Genomic DNA, 17,793 nt, shown 5'->3' with positions numbered 1-17,793 from the left:
GCCCGGGGTCAGCGATTACTTGTCCAGGTAAGCTTTGACGGCCTCCAAACCGGGTTTGCCATCCACGGTGGTCACACCGGCCAGCCAGGTGTCGAGCACTTGGGGGTTCTTCTTCAGCCAGGCTTTGGCTGCGGCGTCGGGCTTCATCTTGTCGTCAAGGACGTTACCCATCAGGGTGCTTTCCATGTTCAAGGTGAACGACAGGTTTTTCAGCAATTGGCCAACGTTGCTGCATTCCTGGGTGTAGCCCTTGCGAACGTTGGTGTAGATGGTGGCCTGGCCGTAGTTGGGGCCGAACGAGTCATCGCCACCGGTCAGGTACTTCATCTTGAAGCGGGTGTTCATCGGGTGCGGTTCCCAGCCCAGGAACACGATGGCCTGGTCACGCTTGGAGGCGCGTTCCACTTGCGAGAGCATCCCGGCTTCGCTGGACTCGACCACTTTGAAGCCGGCGGTTTTCAGGCCGAAGGCGTCTTTGTCGATGAGGGTCTGGATGGTGCGGTTGCCGTCGTTGCCTGGCTCGATGCCGTAGATCTTGCCGCCCAGTTCATCCTTGAATTTGACGATGTCGGCGAAGTCTTTCAGGCCCTTGTTGTACAGCGCCTCCGGGACCGCCAGGGTGTACTTGGCGTTTTCCAGGTTGGCGCGCACGGTTTCCACGGTGCCGGCATCACGGTACTGCTTGATGTCGTTTTCCATGGTCGGCATCCAGTTGCCGAGGAAGATGTCCATGTTCTTGCCGTCGGCCAGTGACTTGTAAGTCACCGGTACCGAAATCATCGTGGTGCGCGGCTTGTAGCCCAGACCCTTGAGGACTTCGCTGGTGGTCGCGGTAGTCACGGTAATGTCGGTCCAGCCGACATCGGAGAAGTTGACGGTCTTGCACTGTTCCGGTTCTGCAGCGTGTGCCAGGACTGGCAGACTCAGCATGGCGGCCAACAACAACGAGGGTGAACCTTTCATCGGGGTAGACTCCTGTGTCTTTTCTGGCGGCATTCGCCGCGCTTTATAAGTGTTGCGGTTGGGGCGTGCATCGCGGCGACGGCACGGTGCCTTGCAAACGAGTCGAGACTGATCATGTACCAGTGAAAATCTGACGCCTACAGGGGGCGTCGTATCCAGTACAGGGATGGTCGTATCCAGTGTCGGTGACGTCGCTTACAGGTTTTTCCAATGGCAAAACCGCAGTTTTTACCAATCTGCACCGCTAAAAACGGCCAAAACGCCCGATCGCACGGGAGCGACGCTGGTGAGCATGGTTACGTCGGTGTGAGACGCCGTGAGGGCAAGCAAAAGCTTGATGATGCCGCCATCTGGGCGATCTGAGCGTAGCACCTCGTTCAAGCCTGGCCGTGCTTATCGAGGAGTTCTACCGCAATGGCTATCAGTGTTTTCGACCTGTTCAAGATCGGCATCGGGCCTTCTAGTTCTCACACCGTCGGCCCCATGCGCGCCGCGGCGTTGTTCGTCCAGGCATTACGTGAACGTGAACTGTTGGAACAGGTCAGGCGCGTTGAAGTTCAGCTGTACGGCTCATTGTCGGCCACCGGTATCGGCCACGGCAGCGACACCGCCACCATCATGGGCCTGATGGGCGAGTGGCCGGACGCAATCGACCCGGCGCACATCGGCCTGCGTATTCACACCCTGCGCGAGACCGACACGCTCTTGCTCGACGGCCGCCTGCCGGTGCCCTTCGTCTGGGCGCGCGACATGCGCCTGCTCGACGAAAACCTGCCGTTTCACCCTAACGCCATGACCCTTGTGGTGTTCGGCGATGACGGCGAGCTGCACCGCGATACCTACTATTCGGTCGGCGGCGGTTTTGTGGTGGACCAGGCCCAGGCGCAAAGCGGCGTGGCTGACATGGACCGTACCGAGCTGCCGTATGATTTTTCCAGCGCTGTAGAGCTGTTGCAGCTGTGCAAAACCCATAACCTGCGCGTGGCCGAGTTGATGCTGGCCAACGAAAAGACCTGGCGCAGTGAAGACGAAATCCGCAGCGGCCTGATGAAGCTCTGGCGCGCCATGCAGGATTGCGTGGAGCAGGGCCTCAAGCACGAAGGCATCTTGCCGGGTGGCTTGAACGTGCGGCGCCGCGCCGCCAAGTTGCACCGCAGCTTGCAGGAGCTGGGCAAGCCGAACGTGATTGGCTCGACCTTGAGCGCGATGGAGTGGGTCAACCTGTTCGCCCTGGCGGTGAATGAGGAAAACGCAGCGGGTGGGCGCATGGTCACCGCACCGACCAATGGCGCGGCGGGGATCATCCCGGCGGTGCTGCACTACTTCATGAAATTCAGCGACGAGGTCACCGAAGCCAACGTGGTCGACTATTTGCTCAGCGCGGCGGCCGTGGGAATTTTGTGCAAAAAGAACGCCTCGATTTCCGGCGCCGAAGTCGGCTGCCAGGGTGAAGTGGGTTCGGCGTGCGCCATGGCCGCGGCGGGGCTGGCGGAAATTCTTGGCGCCACGCCGGAACAATTGTGCAACGCCGCCGAAATCGGCCTGGAACACAACCTCGGCCTGACCTGCGACCCGGTGGGCGGGCTGGTGCAAGTGCCATGCATCGAGCGCAATGCGATTGCTGCGGTGAAAGCGATCAACGCCGCGCAAATGGCACTGCGTGGGGATGGCCAGCACTTCATCTCCCTGGACCGGGTGATCCGCACCATGCGCGATACCGGCGCGGACATGCATGACAAGTACAAAGAAACCTCGCGGGGCGGGTTGGCGGTGAGTGCGGTTGAGTGTTGATCCAGTGATACCGCCATCGCAGCAACACTGCTCCCACATTTGGAATGCATTCCCTTGTGGGAGCTGGCTTGCCTGCGATGGCGTTAGTTGCAGCAACACTGCTCATAAAGTGAACACCCGGATCCAAAAGCGCCACCTTTTAGCGCGTCGCAAACAGATAAGTAGCCCCCAAACGATTTCCCGTCCGCCCACCGTGTTCCCGTGCGTGCGGTGACAGACGTTTCCTACGCCCGCAAAGCGCCTTCCCACAAGTGCTACCGATCTGCTCACACCCTGTGAGCGGGCGCGCTCCGACGTCCTTTTCGGGGCCTATCCCGCACTTCCCACGCGGGCTTATATAGACGCGTCATCAGGTCGTTTTCAGGAGTTATTGAATGGCCATTCAATTTTAGGCATGGCATTTGCTCTATCAATTCAAAGCCTCTCCTTTCCAGGGTGAGCGCAATAACAAGAGCCTCGCCTGAGGCCATCACCCGCTTTGTGTGAGGAGATACCGCGATGACGTCGTTCAACTCCGGGGCTCAACCCCAGAACCGTGCGCCTCAATCCATCGGCTTTTTGCTGCTGGACAATTTCACGCTGATTTCCCTGGCCTCGGCAGTGGAACCCCTGCGCATGGCCAACCAGCTGTCCGGCCGCGAGCTGTATCGCTGGACAACCCTGAGTGTCGACGGAAACCAGGTGTGGGCCAGCGACGGTCTGCAAATCACCCCCGATGCCTCCATGCACAAAGCCCCGGCCCTGGACACTGTGATCGTGTGCGGCGGCGTGGGAATACAGCGTACCGTTACCCGTGAGCACGTATCGTGGCTGCAAAGCCAGGCGCGTCAGTCGCGTCGTCTCGGCGCGGTGTGCACCGGCAGTTGGGCCTTGGCCTGCGCCGGTTTGCTCGACGGTTTTGATTGCAGCGTGCACTGGGAATGCCTGGCGTCGATGCAGGAAGCCTTCCCGCGCGTGGCCATGAGCACGCGCCTGTTCACCCTCGACCGCAATCGCTTCACCAGCTCCGGCGGCACCGCGCCGCTGGACATGATGCTGCACCTGATCAGCCGCGACCACGGCCGTGAACTGTCCGCCGCCATCTCCGAAATGTTTGTGTACGAACGCATCCGCAACGAACAGGATCACCAGCGCGTGCCGCTCAAGCACATGCTCGGCACCAACCAGCCGAAGCTGCAGGAAATCGTCGCGCTGATGGAAGCCAACCTCGAAGAGCCGATCGACCTGGACGAGTTGGCGGTGTACGTCGCCGTGTCGCGTCGTCAGCTGGAGCGGCTGTTCCAGAAATACCTGCACTGCTCGCCGTCGCGTTATTACCTGAAGCTGCGCCTGATTCGTGCGCGGCAACTGCTCAAGCAAACGCCGATGTCGATCATCGAAGTGGCCTCGGTGTGCGGGTTTGTGTCCACGCCGCACTTTTCCAAGTGCTACCGCGAATACTTCGGCATTCCGCCGCGCGATGAGCGCGTGGGGTCCAACACCACCCAGCAAGTGGCGATGATGCCGATTCCACAGGCGCTGGTGTTGTCACCGTTGTCCGGGCCGATGTCGGCGTTGAGCCAGGCCAGGAATGAGTCGACGTTTGCGAGTGTGAGGCTCTAGACCGAGTCGGCTTCATCGCAGGCAAGCCAGCTCCCACAGTTTGATCTGTGAATACAGTCAAATGTGGGAGCTGGCTTGCCTGCGAAAGCGATCTATCAAGCGCCAGAGTTCTGCTTGAACTGCACCAACGCCGGCAACAACTGCTTGTCGATCGCCTGGCGCACCGCCGGCAAGATCGTCGCACTGCCGGTGTACATCTGTTCCACCATGCCCTTGAGCGCCTTGGCCCGTGCAGCGCTCAAACCACGTACCGCGCACTCGCAAGCCTGCTCGGCGGTGGCACCGCTGGAGACTTCAAAACCCAGCGAGCGCAGTTGGCCCAGCAGGTCATCCTGGTCAATCAAATCCGCGTGCATCATGACGTTCATCCTGGTGTAGGGAGCGGGGACTGACTGGGATTCTGGTAGGCCCCCGGCCGGTCGGCAAGGGCAGAATTGACGAATGGCTCATATGGCTATGAGCAGGTCGTTTTCGGGTCATTTACCGAAAGAAGTAATAGGCACACTGAATGCCAGGCACGCACCTTGAAGGTTTGGTCACCCTCGGGATGTCACGCTCACACCAAGCACTCTGCCCCGATCCAGTCACGGCTTGATCGGGGCTTTTTTTGCCTGGGGTTTTGTGGTGATTGCACTGGCCTCTTCGCGAGCAAGCCCGCTCCCACATTTTGAATTGTGAACGCAGTCCAATGTGGGAGCGGGCTTGCTCGCGAAGGGCGCGCCGCGGTCTACCGCTGCAACACCAGAATCCTAGAGAGCAACTCATCCCGGTCAACGTAACAACCCTGAAAATGCCGCGCCCCGGAAGCCGGGTCAAACGCATTGCGCGCATGCAAGGTGCGGCGGTTATCAAAGCACCACAACTCCCCCGGATTCAGCCGTTTGACCAGCCTGAAACGGTCCTCGCGGGTCATCGCAACAAAGCGCCGATACGCGCGATACAACAACGGCATCTGCTCCACCGGCGCCTCGAACGGCCCGCGCAGAAAGTTGGCCATGCGGATCTCCGCCACGTCACCCAAGGCATCCAGCGCAATGATCGGCGCCAGGCGGCGATAGTCGCTGTGACGGTCTTTATTGCGAAACTCCACGGGGATTTCACACAACGCGCGAAACGCTTCAGGGTCTTCGCTGCGCAGCGCATGGGCGATGGCGAACCCATCGACAAAAATGCTCTCGCCGCCCGTGGCCTCGTTCACCAGGCAATGCAGAAATTGCAGCCCCGGTTGCAGCTCGCGCGTTGGCAAATCGCTGTGCAACGGCAGGTTAAAGGCGGTGTACGCATTGCTGTCAGCGTCGGCCTTGGACTGCACGTTGAACAGCACACCGAAGTTGCTCTCGCGGATAAACGAAATGCGCTTGGCGATCAGCGCCAGCGAGCCAGGTTCGGTGGGCACGCCACGGATTTGCGTGAGGCCCGAGTCACGCAAGGCCAGCAACCATTGCAGCAGGATGTTCGGGTCTTGCATCACGGCCGCGTAGTCGAAAACGGGCAACGCGAAGGTGCTGTCCCATCGCTGCGATGCGGGCTTGGCTGCACGGCGTTCGGCGCGTGATTCGTCGTCATAGGCATGGGCCCGCAACCAGCCCGGATCGTAGTGGCTGCGATGGCCGCCGCTCCATTGCACACTCAGGCATCCCTGATCGATATGCGCGCTGACGGCCGTCAGGTGTTCGTCGACATCGACAATCTCGAGCACCTGCTCGCGGGTCACGCTGTACACGCATTGCGCGCACGGGCAGTTGTCGCGCAGCCACTGATGATGAAACGGGCTCACCCGCCCATCGGCCCATTGCACGCGTAGCTGATCGGTCAGCACCTGCACCTCGGCGAGGTCGCTGATCGTTGGGTAGGTACGAAAATCGGCAACAGCGGCGGCGGTTTGCATGGTGGCTCCTTATTGTTTTTTGGGCGGCAATCCAATCACGCGGCCGAGGAGGGCGGGGCGCGCCAACTCGGCCTGCTGCGCGCTGATCGCGGTGAGTTTTGCCAGGGTGGCCTCGGTAAACGGCGCCGAATGCGGACCGGCGAGATCGACGTGCAGCAGCATCTGTTCGTTGCCCGCCAATTCCTTCTCGTCGCCCACCAAGTGCAGGCTGTGATAGAGGTGCAGGCGCTTGGCATCGTGGGCGATCAGCTGAGTGCGCACCTCTACCTCGGCACCGAGTTTCACCTCATGCAGGTAGTTCAGGTGCAGCTCCAAAGTGAACAGTGAATGGCCGCTGGCCTCACGGTTTTCACTGTCCAAACCCAGGGTGTCCATCAGTGCGTCGGTGGCGTAGCTGAAGATCAGCAGGTAGAACGCATCGCGCAGGTGGCCGTTGTAATCCACCCAATCGGGCTGGATTTTGGTGGTGTAGGTGGTCAATGCAGGCATGTCTGGGATTCCAGGTCATTACTCGGTCAACTGTGGGAGCGGGCTTGCCTGCGATGGCGGCGGTGAGTCGTACACCGCTGTCGCAGGCAAGCCCGCTCCTACAGGAAATCAACAGCCGTTACTCAGCGAAGCTCATACCGTGTTTGGCTTTGGTGGTCTTCACCGCCTCAAGCACCGCCAACAGGCAATCATCACGATAGCGTTCCAGCGCCGAAATGCTGTGTGTGCCCAACTGCTCACTGGTGCCATCGACCACATCGTCGATCAACTTGTCGGTCAGCTCCGGCGCCGGCAAATACGTCCACGGCAACTGCAGCGCCGGGCCGAACTGCGCCATGAAGTGGCGCATACCGGCATCGCCGCCCGCCAGCGTGTAGGTGAGGAAGGTGCCCATGAACGACCAGCGCAAGCCGGCGCCAAAGCGGATCGCATCGTCGATTTCACCGGTGGTCGCCACGCCGTCATTCACCAGGTGCAGCGCCTCACGCCACAGCGCTTCGAGCAAGCGGTCAGCGATAAACCCCGGCACTTCCTTACGCACGTGCAACGGGCGCATGCCAAGGGATTCATACACCTTGATCGCCGCCTGAATCGCTTCGGGCGCGGTGTTTTGGCCGCCCACCACTTCCACCAGCGGCAGCAGGTAAACCGGGTTGAACGGGTGGCCGACCACGCAGCGTTCCGGGTGGGTGGAACCTTCGTAGAACTCACTCGGCAACAGACCCGAAGTACTCGACCCAATCAGTGCATTCGGCTTGGCCGCCGCGCTGATTTTGCTGTGCAGTTCCAGTTTCAGCTCCAGGCGTTCCGGGGCGCTTTCCTGGATGAAGTCGGCGTCTTTCACGCACGCTTCAATGGTGGTGACAAAGCGCAGGCGGTCTGGAGACGCACCCGGTGCCAAACCTTGTTTCTCCAACGCGCCCCAGGCGTTGGCGACGCGCTTGCGCAGGGCCGCTTCGGCGCCGGGCGCGGGGTCCCAGGCGACCACATCCAGGCCGTGGGCGAGGGCGCGAGACACCCAGCCGCTGCCGATAACGCCACTGCCGAGGGCGGCGAAGGTTTTGATTTCAGTGATAAAGCGCATGGCAATTTCCTAAAGTATTCGCAAATTCTGTGTGAGGAACCGGTTCAAATGTGGGAGCGGGCTTGCTCGCGAAGGCGGTGTGTCAGTTGTTGCATTCGGTGACTGATTCACCGCCCTCGCGAGCAAGCCCGCTCCCACCTTTTTAATTCGGTTTTGGCAGGAAGTTAGCCGCGCTTGGTCAGGCCCATCTTGATTCGACCTTGCGCCGGGGTCATGACCCGTGCGCCGAGGCGGCTGAGGATTTCACTGGCGCGTTCCACCAGTTGGCCGTTGGTGGCGAGCACGCCCTTGTCCAGCCACAGGTTGTCTTCCAGGCCGACGCGCACGTTGCCGCCCAGCAGCACCGCTTGGGCCGCCATCGGCATTTGCATGCGGCCGATACCAAAGCCGGCCCACACCGCGTCGGCGGGCAGGTTGTCGACCATGGCTTTCATCGTGGTGGTGTCGGCCGGCGCGCCCCAGGGGATGCCCAGGCACAGTTGGAACAGCGGGTTGTCGAGCAGGCCTTCCTTGATCATCTGCTTGGCGAACCATAGGTGGCCGGTGTCGAAGATTTCCAGCTCGGCCTTAACGCCCAGCTCCTGGATACGCTTGGCGCCAGCACGCAGCTGGGCCGGGGTGGAGACGTAAATGGTGTCGCCATCGCCAAAGTTCAGCGTGCCGCAGTCCAGGGTGCAGATTTCCGGCAGCAGCTCTTCCACGTGCGCCAGGCGCGTCAGCGGGCCGACCAGGTCGGTGTTGGGGCCAAACTCCATCGGGTGTTCGCCGCCGCCGATTTCCAGGTCGCCGCCCATGCCGGCAGTAAGATTGACGATGATGTCGATGTCGGCCTCGCGGATGCGCTCCATCACTTCGCGGTACAGCGCGACGTCGCGGCTGAATTTGCCGGTTTGCGGGTCACGCACGTGGCAGTGCACCACGGTGGCACCCGCCTTGGCGGCTTCCACGGCGGCGGCGGCGATTTGTTTGGGCGTGACCGGCACGTGTGGGCTTCTGCCGGTCGTGTCGCCAGCACCGGTGAGTGCGCAGGTGATGATGACGTCGTGGTTCATGAGTCGGTTCCTTACAGGCGGGCGTAGTGATGCCGCTCGCAGCCAACAGCGGCTGCGACGCGGTGATTCGGATCAGGTTATTGGCTGGTCAATTGCAGGTTGGCTGCGGCCGGTTTGCCATCGAAGGTGGTCACGCCTTCAAGCCAGCGCTGCTGGTCCTGCGGGTGGTCCTTGAGCCACTGCCTGGCGGATTCGAGCGCGTCTTTGTGATCCAGCAACGGCTGCATCATTCGGCTCTCGTCGGCGGCGGTGAAGGTCAGGTTGGTCAGCAGCTTGTGCACGTTCGGGCATTGTTCGGCGTAGGTCGGCGAAGTGACGCTCCACACCGTGGCCATGCCTTCGTTCGGGCCCAGGGCGTCGTCGCTGCCGGTGAGGTAGGTCATGGCAACGTTGACGTTCATCGGGTGTGGCGCCCAGCCAAAGAACACCACGGCTTCCTTGCGGCGTACCGCGCGGTCGACGGCGGCGAGCATGCCGGCTTCGCTGGACTCCACCAGCTGGAATTTGCCCAGTCCGAACTGGTTTTTGGCGATCATCGCCTTGATCTGGGTGTTGGCGCCCGAACCTGGCTCGATGCCGTAGATCTTGCCGCCCAGTTCTTTCTCGAACCTGGCGATGTCGGCGAAGGTTTTCAGGCCCTTGTCCGCCAGGTAAGTCGGCACGGCGAGGGTGGCGCGTGCGTCTTCCAGGCTGGGTTTTTCCAGGACTTTGACTTGCTTGGCGTCGACAAATGGCGTGATGGTCTGGGTCATCAGCGGGTTCCAGTAACCCAGGAACAGGTCCAGGCGTTGGTCGCGAATGCCGGCGAAGATGATTTGCTGGGAGGCGCTGGTCTGTTTGGTCTTGTAGCCGAGGCCGTCGAGCAACACTTGGGTCATGGCGCTGGTAGCGATCACGTCGGTCCAGTTCACCACGCCCATGCGCACGTTCCGGCAAGATTCTGCATCGGCCGCGAGTACGCTGGTGCTCAAAATGGCGCTGGCGCTGAGTGCAAGCACGCAGCGGCTGATCAGTCGGTTCATGGTGGTTCCCTCGGCAGGTCGTTATTGTGGGTTCCGGCGTCTTTGTGCGCCGTGGCATCAAGTTACGTACCTTCGGGCTCGACAAAACGCACGGCGGCGACCCGCTCTTGCACTGCAGCGACCTGTGCTCTTGAATGGCCGGTTGAACTGGCGTATCACAGTGAACACGCTGCCCGTCTTACGAGAGCGCCACCATGTCCCAGGATTTCTATTTCTTGCTGATGCCGGGTTTCTCGGCCATTGGCTTTATCTCTGCGCTGGAACCGCTGCGCGTCGCCAACCGCTTTCGCGGCGAGCTGTACCGCTGGCACGTGCTGAGCGCCGATGGCGGCGCGGTATTGGCGAGCAATGGCATGTCGGTCAACGCCGACGCCGCATTGGAACCGCTGAAAAAAGGCGCGACCTTGATGGTGGTTGCCGGCTTCGAACCCTTGAAGTTCACCACGCCTGCGCTGGAGCACTGGCTGCGCCGCCTCGACCACGACGGCGTCACCCTCGGCGCCATCGACACGGGCGCCTGTGTGCTCGCCGAGGCCGGCTTGCTCGATGGCCACCGCCTCACGCTGCATTGGGAAGCCATTGACGCCTTTAAGGAATCTTATCCACAGCTCACCGTGACCCAGGAGCTGTTCGAAATCGACCGTCGTCGCATCACGTGCGCGGGCGGCACGGCGTCCATCGACCTGATGCTCGACCTGATCGCCCAGGCCCACGGCCCGGACCTTGCGATCCAGGTTTCCGAGCAATTCGTACTCGGGCGCATCCGCCCACGCAAAGACCACCAGCGCATGCAGATCGCCACGCGCTACGGCATCAACAACAAAAAGCTGGTGCAAGTGATCGGTGAAATGGAACAACACACCGAACCGCCGCTGACCACCCTGGCACTGGCCGAGGCGATCAAAGTCACCCGGCGCCAGTTGGAGCGGTTGTTTCGTCTGCATTTGAACGACACGCCAAGCAACTTCTACCTCGGCCTGCGCCTGGAAAAAGCCCGGCAGCTATTGCGTCAGAGCGACATGAGTGTGCTGGAGGTGAGTATTGCGTGCGGGTTTGAGTCGCCTTCTTACTTCACGCGCAGCTATCGGGCGCGGTTTGCCAAGTGCCCAAGGGAGGATCGGCGACGAGAGGTGGTTTGACGGGCAATTATAGTTAATTATACTCGCCACTATAATTTATAGTCCTTTCCATAATTGAGTATAAAGCATGTCGAAGAACAGCGGCTTCGTGTTTCGCCGCCCCGCCCTGGCAAGCAGCATTGCCGATGGTCTGGTGGGGGCCGGTATTCAGGATTTTACCTCTGGCCTGTTTCTCGCGGCGCCGCGCCGCACCGGCAAAAGCACCTTTTTGCGTGAAGACCTGATCCCCGAGTGTCAGCTGCGGGGTTGGCTGGCGGTGTATGTCGATCTCTGGGCCGACAAAGAGAAAGATCCGGCGGAATTGATCGCCAGCGCCATTGCCGCTGCGCTGGTTCCCTTTGAGAAGGGCATTCGCAAATTGGCCAAGAACATTGGCATCGAGAAACTAAGCTTTCTGCGCACCCTGTCCTGGGACTTCACCAAGCCACAATTGCCCGTCGGTGCCACACTGACCCAAGCCCTGGAGTTGCTGCACAGCGCGGCGGAAAAACCTGTGGTGCTGGTGATTGACGAAGCCCAGCACGCCTTGACCACCGAGTCCGGTATCAACGCGATGTTCGCGTTGAAGGCCGCCCGGGATCAGCTCAACCAAGGCCGTGACGAGGAGGGCAGCGGCTTGCGCCTGGTGTTCACCGGTTCCAACCGCGACAAGCTGGCGCATTTGGTGTTGGGCAAAAGCCAGCCGTTCTTCGGCTCCAGCATCACGCCGTTTCCCTTGCTCGGCAAAGCGTTCACCCAAGCCTACACCGCGCACCTCAACGCGCATTTGGCCAGCACCAATCAGTTCGACGCCGCCGACATTGATGAGGCGTTTGAGTTGGTCGGCCGTCGCCCCGAGATGCTGCGCACCATCATCGGTGAAGTGGCGCTGGAACTGGGTGAGGCCAGCAACCTGGGCCAATTGCTGCACAGTCGCGCCGAATTCCTGCGCGCGGGCGTGTGGACGGAGTTCGAAAGTGCCTGGAACAACCTCACCGTCCCCCAGCGCGCTGTGCTGGAGGTGATGGTGGCGCGTTCACAAAACAATGAACCCTTCGCGCCCTTTACCGACAGCACCCTCACGGCGGTCAGCAAGGCGCTGGAAGACATGGGCAGCGATGTGGTGCCGGGCACCCAGACCATACAGGCGTGCATTGATGCGCTGCGCGACAAGGAGCTGGTGTGGAAGTCGAGCCGTGGCGGGTATGCCCTGGAAGACAAGTCATTCGGGGATTGGCTGCTGCACAAGCGCTGAAGCGCACCACAAAACCAATGTGGGAGGGGGCTTGCCCCCGATAGCGGTGGGTCAGCAGCCTATAAGTGACTGACACCCCGACATCGGGGGCAAGCCCCCTCCCACATTTGATATGCGTCGTGGTTTATTTCTTTACCAGCGCCGAGCACGCCGCTTTGTAAGCCTCGTGCTGATACTTGTTCAGCGAAGCCGGCAACTCAAAGTTGTGCTTCTTGTTCTGCGCATTGATGGTCTGCGGCGACAGCAGTGTCACCTCAACCCCCTCCAGCAACTGAAACACGCCTTCAATCTTGAACGTGGTCGGGCCACCGGCAAATTCGCCTTTCTTGCTGCGCTTCTTGATCGCGATGCGGGTGATGGCGTTTGCCTGCACAAACGCCTTCACCTGGGCGGCGAAGGCTTTGACGTTCGCCGCTTCATCGTCATCTTCAAGCGCGATTTTCTTGGTGGCCAGGGCGACGTGGGTCAGCGCCTGATTGTCCTGAGAGGCGACAGCAATGATGGCTTCGCTGCCTTTGATTTCGATGCCGCAGATAGTCATTCAATGGCCTATTAAAAATGGGGCTGAGTGGCGAGTATCAGTAATGCCGGTCTTCTTCTTGATGTTGATAGATCTGATGCGCCGTCCAGAACATCAGTATCGAGAACACCACCATCAGGCCGACGCTTACGCTCATGATGTAGAAGTTAGGCGAACTCGATTTAAAGTTCGCCTTGATGTTATGCACCGTCGGAAACCATTTTGAGTACACCACGGGGACCGGGCCGCCCACTTCGTAGCCAGGGTCGTCGACGTAGCTGCTGTTGTTCACCATGCCTTCGATGCGTTGGCCTTCATGCTCGAAGGCGTAATACACGTTGATGCTGGAGGCCCAGGCGCTGAGGCGTTCCAGCTGGGTGATGTGCCCGATGGTTTCGATGGGCGCCGCCTTTATCAGTGCAAAAGGTGCGCCCCGGCTCACCGACAAACTCAGCATCAGCGACAGTATCAGCATGGCCAAAAACAGCAGGGCGGCGCGCGTGTAGAGGAAATCCCTCTGCGCTTCGCGTGGGTAATACATGTGAATTCCTTTTCAATAATCCTTGGCGCTTGCAACCGGCTTATTCCTGGCCGATCGACTCCAAAAACTCCGACCGCTCATCACTCATCCGTGCCAGGCAGTCATTCTGCTGGATCGCGTAGTCCTTGCTGCCATTCACCGCCGGAAAGGTGTCCACTGCGCAATCGGCGTCACGCAGTTTTTCCCACTTTTGCTGAGCATCCTTCAGACGAGCGGTAATGTCGGCCAATTGCGACTTGTTACTGCCATAGGTCGAACCCATGCGTTCCAGCAGGCCTTGATAGTTGTCTTTGAGCAATTGTTCGGCGGTGGTTTTGTTGTAAGTGGCGCATTCCAGGGTTTGTTTGTCGTTTTCGATGCCATCGCAGGGCGTGTTGTCGGTGTCTTCGGCCGCGTGGACGCCGGTTGCGATGAGTGCCAAAGCCAGGAAAATCGATTTCATTGCGCCGTCTCATTTCAGGTGATGCGGAATTCTGGCTCAAGCGTAAGACAAAGAACAGTCGTCAGTCAGACGTGTCATGTAGGCCTTTGTCGCGGATTGACGCTTTCGGCAATTCCCCTGTCGTTTTTGCACCCGGTTCGTTCAGCCCCTGGGCATATGCTGGCCCCAAAGCGCCGGCAGACGATTCGGCGCATGAATCGCCAATAAGGGGACGCCTGATGAGCCCAGCGCAATTGCACGCCGACAGCATCGTTATCGACGGGCTGATCATTGCCAAGTGGAACCGCGACCTGTTCGAGGACATGCGCAAAGGTGGGCTGACCGCCGCCAACTGTACCGTGTCGGTGTGGGAAGGCTTCCAGGCCACGATCAACAACATCGTGGCCAGCCAGACCCTGATCCGTGAGAACAGCGACCTGGTGATCCCGGTGAAAACCACCGCCGACATCCGCAATGCCAAGGAGCAGGGCAAAACCGGCATCATCTTCGGCTTCCAGAACGCCCATGCGTTTGAAGACCAGTTGGGCTACGTCGAGATCTTCAAGCAGCTCGGGGTTGGCGTGGTGCAGATGTGCTACAACACCCAGAACCTGGTGGGCACCGGTTGCTACGAGCGCGATGGCGGCCTGTCGGGCTTTGGCCGTGAAGTCGTCGGCGAAATGAACCGCGTCGGCATCATGTGCGACCTGTCCCACGTCGGCTCCAAAACCAGCGAAGAAGTCATCCTCGAATCGAAAAAGCCGGTGTGCTACTCCCACTGCCTGCCGTCCGGGCTCAAAGAGCACCCACGCAACAAATCCGATGAAGAACTCAAGTTCATCGCCGACCACGGCGGTTTTGTTGGCGTGACCATGTTTGCGCCATTCCTGGCCAAGGGTATTGATTCGACCATCGACGACTACGCTGAAGCCATCGAATACACCATGAACATCGTCGGCGAAGACGCCATCGGCATCGGTACGGACTTCACCCAGGGCCATGGCCAGGATTTCTTTGAAATGCTGACCCATGACAAGGGCTACGCCCGCCGCCTGACCAGCTTCGGCAAGATCATCAACCCGCTGGGCATCCGCACCGTGGGCGAGTTTCCGAACCTCACCGAGACCTTGCTCAAGCGCGGCCACAGCGAGCGCGTGGTGCGCAAGATCATGGGTGAGAACTGGGTCAACGTCCTCAAGGACGTCTGGGGCGAATAAGCCACCGCCAACACTTCTTTTCCCCAGGCCATCCGGTGCCTGGGGCATTCAAACGAATTTTCTGGAGTTAAGTTTCCATGGCCAAGATCGCCCCGCAATTGCCTATCGAAGTCGACAGCGAAACCGGTGTCTGGACCTCCGACGCCCTGCCGATGCTGTACGTGCCGCGCCATTTCTTCGTCAATAACCACATGGGCATTGAAGAAGTGCTGGGCAGCGAGGCCTACGCCGAAATCCTCTACAAGGCTGGCTACAAATCCGCCTGGCACTGGTGTGAAAAAGAAGCTGAATGCCACGGCCTGGAAGGCGTCGCGGTGTTCGAACACTACATGAAGCGCTTGTCGCAACGCGGCTGGGGCCTGTTCAAGATTCAGGACATCGACCTCGACAAAGGCACCGCCAGCGTCAAGCTCGAGCACTCGGCATTTGTCTACGTGTACGGCAAGGTCGGGCGCAAGGTCGACTACATGTTCACCGGCTGGTTTGCCGGCGCCATGGACCAGATTCTGCAGGCGCGCGGCAGCCAGATCCGCACCGTGGCCGAGCAAGTGTACGGAGGCTCCGAAGAGGGCCACGACGACGGCCTGTTCACCGTCAAGCCGTTGTAAGTCGAGGAACCGTGCCATGGCTTTCGAAGCAATGTTCGCGCCGATCCAGATCGGCAAACTGACCATCCGCAACCGCGTGCTCAGTACCGCCCACGCCGAGGTGTATGCCACCGACGGCGGCATGACCACCGACCGCTATGTGAAGTATTACGAAGAGAAAGCCAAGGGCGGGATCGGCCTGGCGATCTGCGGCGGTTCTTCCAGTGTGGCCATCGACAGCCCGCAAGGCTGGTGGAAATCGGTGAACCTGGCCGACGACCGCATCATCCCGCACTTCCAGAACCTGGCCGATGCCATGCACAAGCATGGCGCCAAGATCATGATCCAGATTACCCACATGGGCCGTCGCTCACGTTGGGACGGTGAGCATTGGCCCACGCTGCTGTCGCCGTCTGGCATCCGCGAGCCGGTGCACCGCGCCACCTGCAAAACCATCGAGCCGGAAGAAATCTGGCGCGTGATCGGCAACTACGCCAGCGCGGCGGCGCGCGCCAAGGCCGGTGGCCTGGACGGCGTGGAGTTGTCGGCGGTGCACCAGCACATGATCGACCAGTTCTGGAGCCCGCGCGTCAACAAGCGCACTGACGAATGGGGCGGCAGCTTCGAAAATCGCATGCGTTTCGGCCTTGAGGTATTGAAGGCTGTGCGGGCTGAGGTCGGCCCGGATTTCTGCGTCGGCATCCGCCTGTGCGGCGATGAATTTCACCCGGACGGCCTGTCCCACGAGGACATGAAACAGATCGCCAAGTATTACGACAACACCGGCATGTTGGACTTTATCGGTGTGGTCGGCTCGGGCTGTGATACCCACAACACCCTGGCCAACGTGATCCCGAACATGAGTTATCCACCGGAGCCGTTTTTGCACTTGGCCGCCGGCATCAAGGAAGTGGTCAAGGCTCCGGTGCTGCACGCGCAGAACATCAAGGACCCGAACCAGGCCACGCGCATTCTGGAAGGCGGCTACGTGGACATGGTCGGCATGACCCGTGCGCACATCGCCGATCCGCACCTGATCGCCAAGATCAAGATGGGCCAGATCGACCAGATCAAGCAGTGCGTCGGCGCCAACTATTGCATCGACCGCCAGTACCAAGGGCTGGACGTGCTGTGCATCCAGAACGCCGCGACCTCGCGTGAATACATGGGCGTGCCGCACATCATCGAGAAATCCACCGGGCCCAAACGCAAAGTCGTGGTGGTCGGTGCCGGGCCTGCCGGGATGGAAGCGGCCCGCGTCGCCGCCGAGCGTGGGCATGACGTGACGTTGTTCGAGAAGAAAGAGTTTATCGGCGGGCAAATCACCACCGCTTCCAAAGCGCCGCAGCGCGACCAGATTGCCGGTATCACGCGCTGGTTCCAGCTGGAGCTGGCACGCCTGAACGTGGACCTGCGCCTGGGCGTGGCGGCGAACGCCGATGCGATCCTCGACTTGCGCCCGGACGTGGTGGTGCTGGCCGTCGGCGGGCACCCGTTCCTGGAGCAGAACGAACACTGGGGCGCAGCAGAAGGCCTGGTGGTCAGCAGTTGGGACGTGCTCGACGGCAAGGTCGCGCCGGGCAAAAACGTGCTGGTGTACGACACCATTTGTGAATTCACCGGCATGTCGGTCGCGGACTTTTTGGCGGACAAAGGCAGCCAGGTCGAGATCGTCACCGATGACATCAAGCCGGGCGTGGCCGTGGGTGGCACGTCGTTCCCTACGTACTACCGCAGCATGTACCCCAAAGAAGTGATCATGACCGGCGACATGATGCTGGAAAAGGTCTACCGCGAAGGCGACAAGCTGGTGGCGGTGCTGGAGAACGAATATACCGGCGCCAAGGAAGAACGCGTGGTCGATCAAGTGGTGGTCGAGAACGGCGTGCGTCCGGATGAAGAGATCTACTACGCGCTCAAGCAGGGTTCGCGCAACAAAGGCCAGATGGACATCGAAGCGCTGTTCGCGATCAAGCCGCAGCCGTGCCTCAGCGAGCCGGGCGAGGGGTACTTGCTGTTCCGCATCGGTGATTGTGTGGCGCAGCGTAATACCCACGCCGCGATCTATGACGCCCTGCGCCTGTGCAAGGATTTCTGACGAGGTGAACTCGGCCAAAAAGGTGGGAGGGGGCTTGCCCCCGATGGCGGCGGGCCAGGTGATACAGCTGTAGCTGACCCACCGCTTTCGGGGGCAAGCCCCCTCCCACATTCAGGCCAGTTTCACAGTAGATATGTGCGGTTTG

17 protein-coding genes are annotated in these 17,793 nt (G+C 60.4%); 7 read left to right on the top strand and 10 right to left on the bottom strand.

Going from position 1 to position 17,793, the window contains the following annotated elements:
- Positions 1-15: 15 nt before the first annotated feature.
- On the bottom strand, positions 16-963 hold the full coding sequence (locus tag AACU78_RS07350; protein WP_106575605.1) for a choline ABC transporter substrate-binding protein: 948 nt from the start codon (positions 961-963) through the stop codon (positions 16-18).
- Between the two features lie 414 nt (positions 964-1,377).
- Here AACU78_RS07350 and AACU78_RS07345 point away from each other — a divergent pair, with 414 nt between their 5' ends.
- Both AACU78_RS07345 and AACU78_RS07340 read left to right on the top strand, forming a co-directional pair.
- Positions 1,378-2,754 (top strand): L-serine ammonia-lyase, encoded by a 1,377-nt coding sequence (locus tag AACU78_RS07345; RefSeq protein ID WP_106575604.1) that lies wholly within the window; start codon positions 1,378-1,380, stop codon positions 2,752-2,754.
- 498 nt (positions 2,755-3,252) lie between these two features.
- The gene (locus AACU78_RS07340; protein WP_005792167.1) at positions 3,253-4,356 is read left to right on the top strand and encodes a GlxA family transcriptional regulator; all 1,104 of its coding nucleotides are present in this window, start codon (positions 3,253-3,255) and stop codon (positions 4,354-4,356) included.
- 95 nt (positions 4,357-4,451) lie between these two features.
- Here AACU78_RS07340 and AACU78_RS07335 read toward each other — a convergent pair whose 3' ends face one another.
- The 6 genes from AACU78_RS07335 to AACU78_RS07310 form a co-directional block, all read right to left on the bottom strand.
- Positions 4,452-4,715, bottom strand: a complete 264-nt coding sequence (locus tag AACU78_RS07335; protein WP_106575603.1) for a hypothetical protein — start codon at positions 4,713-4,715, stop codon at positions 4,452-4,454.
- A gap of 368 nt (positions 4,716-5,083) precedes the next feature.
- On the bottom strand, positions 5,084-6,244 hold the full coding sequence (locus tag AACU78_RS07330) for a gamma-butyrobetaine dioxygenase (protein ID WP_106575602.1): 1,161 nt from the start codon (positions 6,242-6,244) through the stop codon (positions 5,084-5,086).
- A gap of 9 nt (positions 6,245-6,253) precedes the next feature.
- Complete coding sequence (locus tag AACU78_RS07325; RefSeq protein WP_106575601.1) at positions 6,254-6,733, bottom strand: thioesterase family protein; 480 nt, start codon at positions 6,731-6,733, stop codon at positions 6,254-6,256.
- Positions 6,734-6,851: 118 nt separating this feature from the next.
- Complete coding sequence (locus tag AACU78_RS07320; protein WP_106575600.1) at positions 6,852-7,817, bottom strand: L-carnitine dehydrogenase; 966 nt, start codon at positions 7,815-7,817, stop codon at positions 6,852-6,854.
- 164 nt (positions 7,818-7,981) lie between these two features.
- Entirely contained in the window at positions 7,982-8,869 is an 888-nt protein-coding gene (locus tag AACU78_RS07315) for a 3-keto-5-aminohexanoate cleavage protein (RefSeq protein WP_106575599.1), read from the bottom strand.
- A 77-nt stretch (positions 8,870-8,946) separates the two neighbouring features.
- Positions 8,947-9,891 carry a choline ABC transporter substrate-binding protein gene (locus tag AACU78_RS07310; RefSeq protein ID WP_106575598.1) on the bottom strand — a complete coding sequence of 315 codons (945 nt, stop codon included), beginning with the start codon at positions 9,889-9,891 and terminating at the stop codon, positions 8,947-8,949.
- Between the two features lie 194 nt (positions 9,892-10,085).
- Here AACU78_RS07310 and AACU78_RS07305 point away from each other — a divergent pair, with 194 nt between their 5' ends.
- Together AACU78_RS07305 and AACU78_RS07300 are read left to right on the top strand one after the other, a co-directional pair.
- On the top strand, positions 10,086-11,030 hold the full coding sequence (locus AACU78_RS07305; RefSeq protein WP_106575597.1) for a GlxA family transcriptional regulator: 945 nt from the start codon (positions 10,086-10,088) through the stop codon (positions 11,028-11,030).
- 67 nt (positions 11,031-11,097) lie between these two features.
- Positions 11,098-12,264 (top strand): AAA family ATPase, encoded by a 1,167-nt coding sequence (locus tag AACU78_RS07300; RefSeq protein WP_106575596.1) that lies wholly within the window; start codon positions 11,098-11,100, stop codon positions 12,262-12,264.
- Positions 12,265-12,388: 124 nt separating this feature from the next.
- On the opposite strand, the gene AACU78_RS07295 is transcribed toward AACU78_RS07300, so the two are convergent.
- The 3 genes from AACU78_RS07295 to AACU78_RS07285 are packed head-to-tail and all read right to left on the bottom strand — an operon-like array spanning position 12,389 to position 13,767.
- Complete coding sequence (locus AACU78_RS07295) at positions 12,389-12,805, bottom strand: DUF3010 family protein (RefSeq protein WP_106575595.1); 417 nt, start codon at positions 12,803-12,805, stop codon at positions 12,389-12,391.
- A 37-nt stretch (positions 12,806-12,842) separates the two neighbouring features.
- Positions 12,843-13,325, bottom strand: coding sequence for a hypothetical protein (locus tag AACU78_RS07290; protein ID WP_106575594.1), 483 nt, complete (start codon positions 13,323-13,325; stop codon positions 12,843-12,845).
- Between the two features lie 40 nt (positions 13,326-13,365).
- On the bottom strand, positions 13,366-13,767 hold the full coding sequence (locus AACU78_RS07285) for a lysozyme inhibitor LprI family protein (RefSeq protein WP_056857778.1): 402 nt from the start codon (positions 13,765-13,767) through the stop codon (positions 13,366-13,368).
- A gap of 218 nt (positions 13,768-13,985) precedes the next feature.
- Between AACU78_RS07285 and AACU78_RS07280 the strand changes: the two genes are divergently transcribed.
- The 3 genes from AACU78_RS07280 to dgcA all read left to right on the top strand — a co-directional run bounded on the left by AACU78_RS07280 (position 13,986) and on the right by dgcA (position 17,648).
- Positions 13,986-14,963 carry a dipeptidase gene (locus tag AACU78_RS07280; RefSeq protein WP_106575593.1) on the top strand — a complete coding sequence of 326 codons (978 nt, stop codon included), beginning with the start codon at positions 13,986-13,988 and terminating at the stop codon, positions 14,961-14,963.
- Between the two features lie 77 nt (positions 14,964-15,040).
- The gene (locus AACU78_RS07275) at positions 15,041-15,571 is read left to right on the top strand and encodes a DUF5943 domain-containing protein (protein WP_106575592.1); all 531 of its coding nucleotides are present in this window, start codon (positions 15,041-15,043) and stop codon (positions 15,569-15,571) included.
- A 16-nt stretch (positions 15,572-15,587) separates the two neighbouring features.
- Positions 15,588-17,648, top strand: a complete 2,061-nt coding sequence (gene dgcA, locus AACU78_RS07270; RefSeq protein WP_106575591.1) for a dimethylglycine demethylation protein DgcA — start codon at positions 15,588-15,590, stop codon at positions 17,646-17,648.
- Positions 17,649-17,793: the final 145 nt, after the last annotated feature.

It is taken from the genome of Pseudomonas sp. R9.37, assembly GCF_963878885.1.
GTDB lineage: Bacteria > Pseudomonadota > Gammaproteobacteria > Pseudomonadales > Pseudomonadaceae > Aquipseudomonas.
Note: the sequence above shows the minus strand (reverse complement) of the source record. Positions and strands in the feature narration are given on the sequence as shown.

Bases quoted from the DNA above. Each gene is read 5' to 3' on its own strand.
- AACU78_RS07340 (WP_005792167.1), top strand. From the start codon at position 3,253: ATGACGTCGTTCAACTCCGGGGCTCAACCCCAGAACCGTGCGCCTCAA.
- AACU78_RS07310 (WP_106575598.1), bottom strand. From the start codon at position 9,891: ATGAACCGACTGATCAGCCGCTGCGTGCTTGCACTCAGCGCCAGCGCC.
- AACU78_RS07305 (WP_106575597.1), top strand. From the start codon at position 10,086: ATGTCCCAGGATTTCTATTTCTTGCTGATGCCGGGTTTCTCGGCCATT.
- AACU78_RS07300 (WP_106575596.1), top strand. From the start codon at position 11,098: ATGTCGAAGAACAGCGGCTTCGTGTTTCGCCGCCCCGCCCTGGCAAGC.
- AACU78_RS07290 (WP_106575594.1), bottom strand. From the start codon at position 13,325: ATGTATTACCCACGCGAAGCGCAGAGGGATTTCCTCTACACGCGCGCC.
- AACU78_RS07330 (WP_106575602.1), bottom strand. From the start codon at position 6,244: ATGCAAACCGCCGCCGCTGTTGCCGATTTTCGTACCTACCCAACGATC.
- AACU78_RS07320 (WP_106575600.1), bottom strand. From the start codon at position 7,817: ATGCGCTTTATCACTGAAATCAAAACCTTCGCCGCCCTCGGCAGTGGC.
- AACU78_RS07335 (WP_106575603.1), bottom strand. From the start codon at position 4,715: ATGATGCACGCGGATTTGATTGACCAGGATGACCTGCTGGGCCAACTG.
- AACU78_RS07350 (WP_106575605.1), bottom strand. From the start codon at position 963: ATGAAAGGTTCACCCTCGTTGTTGTTGGCCGCCATGCTGAGTCTGCCA.
- AACU78_RS07325 (WP_106575601.1), bottom strand. From the start codon at position 6,733: ATGCCTGCATTGACCACCTACACCACCAAAATCCAGCCCGATTGGGTG.
- AACU78_RS07295 (WP_106575595.1), bottom strand. From the start codon at position 12,805: ATGACTATCTGCGGCATCGAAATCAAAGGCAGCGAAGCCATCATTGCT.
- AACU78_RS07345 (WP_106575604.1), top strand. From the start codon at position 1,378: ATGGCTATCAGTGTTTTCGACCTGTTCAAGATCGGCATCGGGCCTTCT.
- AACU78_RS07315 (WP_106575599.1), bottom strand. From the start codon at position 8,869: ATGAACCACGACGTCATCATCACCTGCGCACTCACCGGTGCTGGCGAC.
- dgcA (WP_106575591.1), top strand. From the start codon at position 15,588: ATGGCTTTCGAAGCAATGTTCGCGCCGATCCAGATCGGCAAACTGACC.
- AACU78_RS07280 (WP_106575593.1), top strand. From the start codon at position 13,986: ATGAGCCCAGCGCAATTGCACGCCGACAGCATCGTTATCGACGGGCTG.
- AACU78_RS07275 (WP_106575592.1), top strand. From the start codon at position 15,041: ATGGCCAAGATCGCCCCGCAATTGCCTATCGAAGTCGACAGCGAAACC.
- AACU78_RS07285 (WP_056857778.1), bottom strand. From the start codon at position 13,767: ATGAAATCGATTTTCCTGGCTTTGGCACTCATCGCAACCGGCGTCCAC.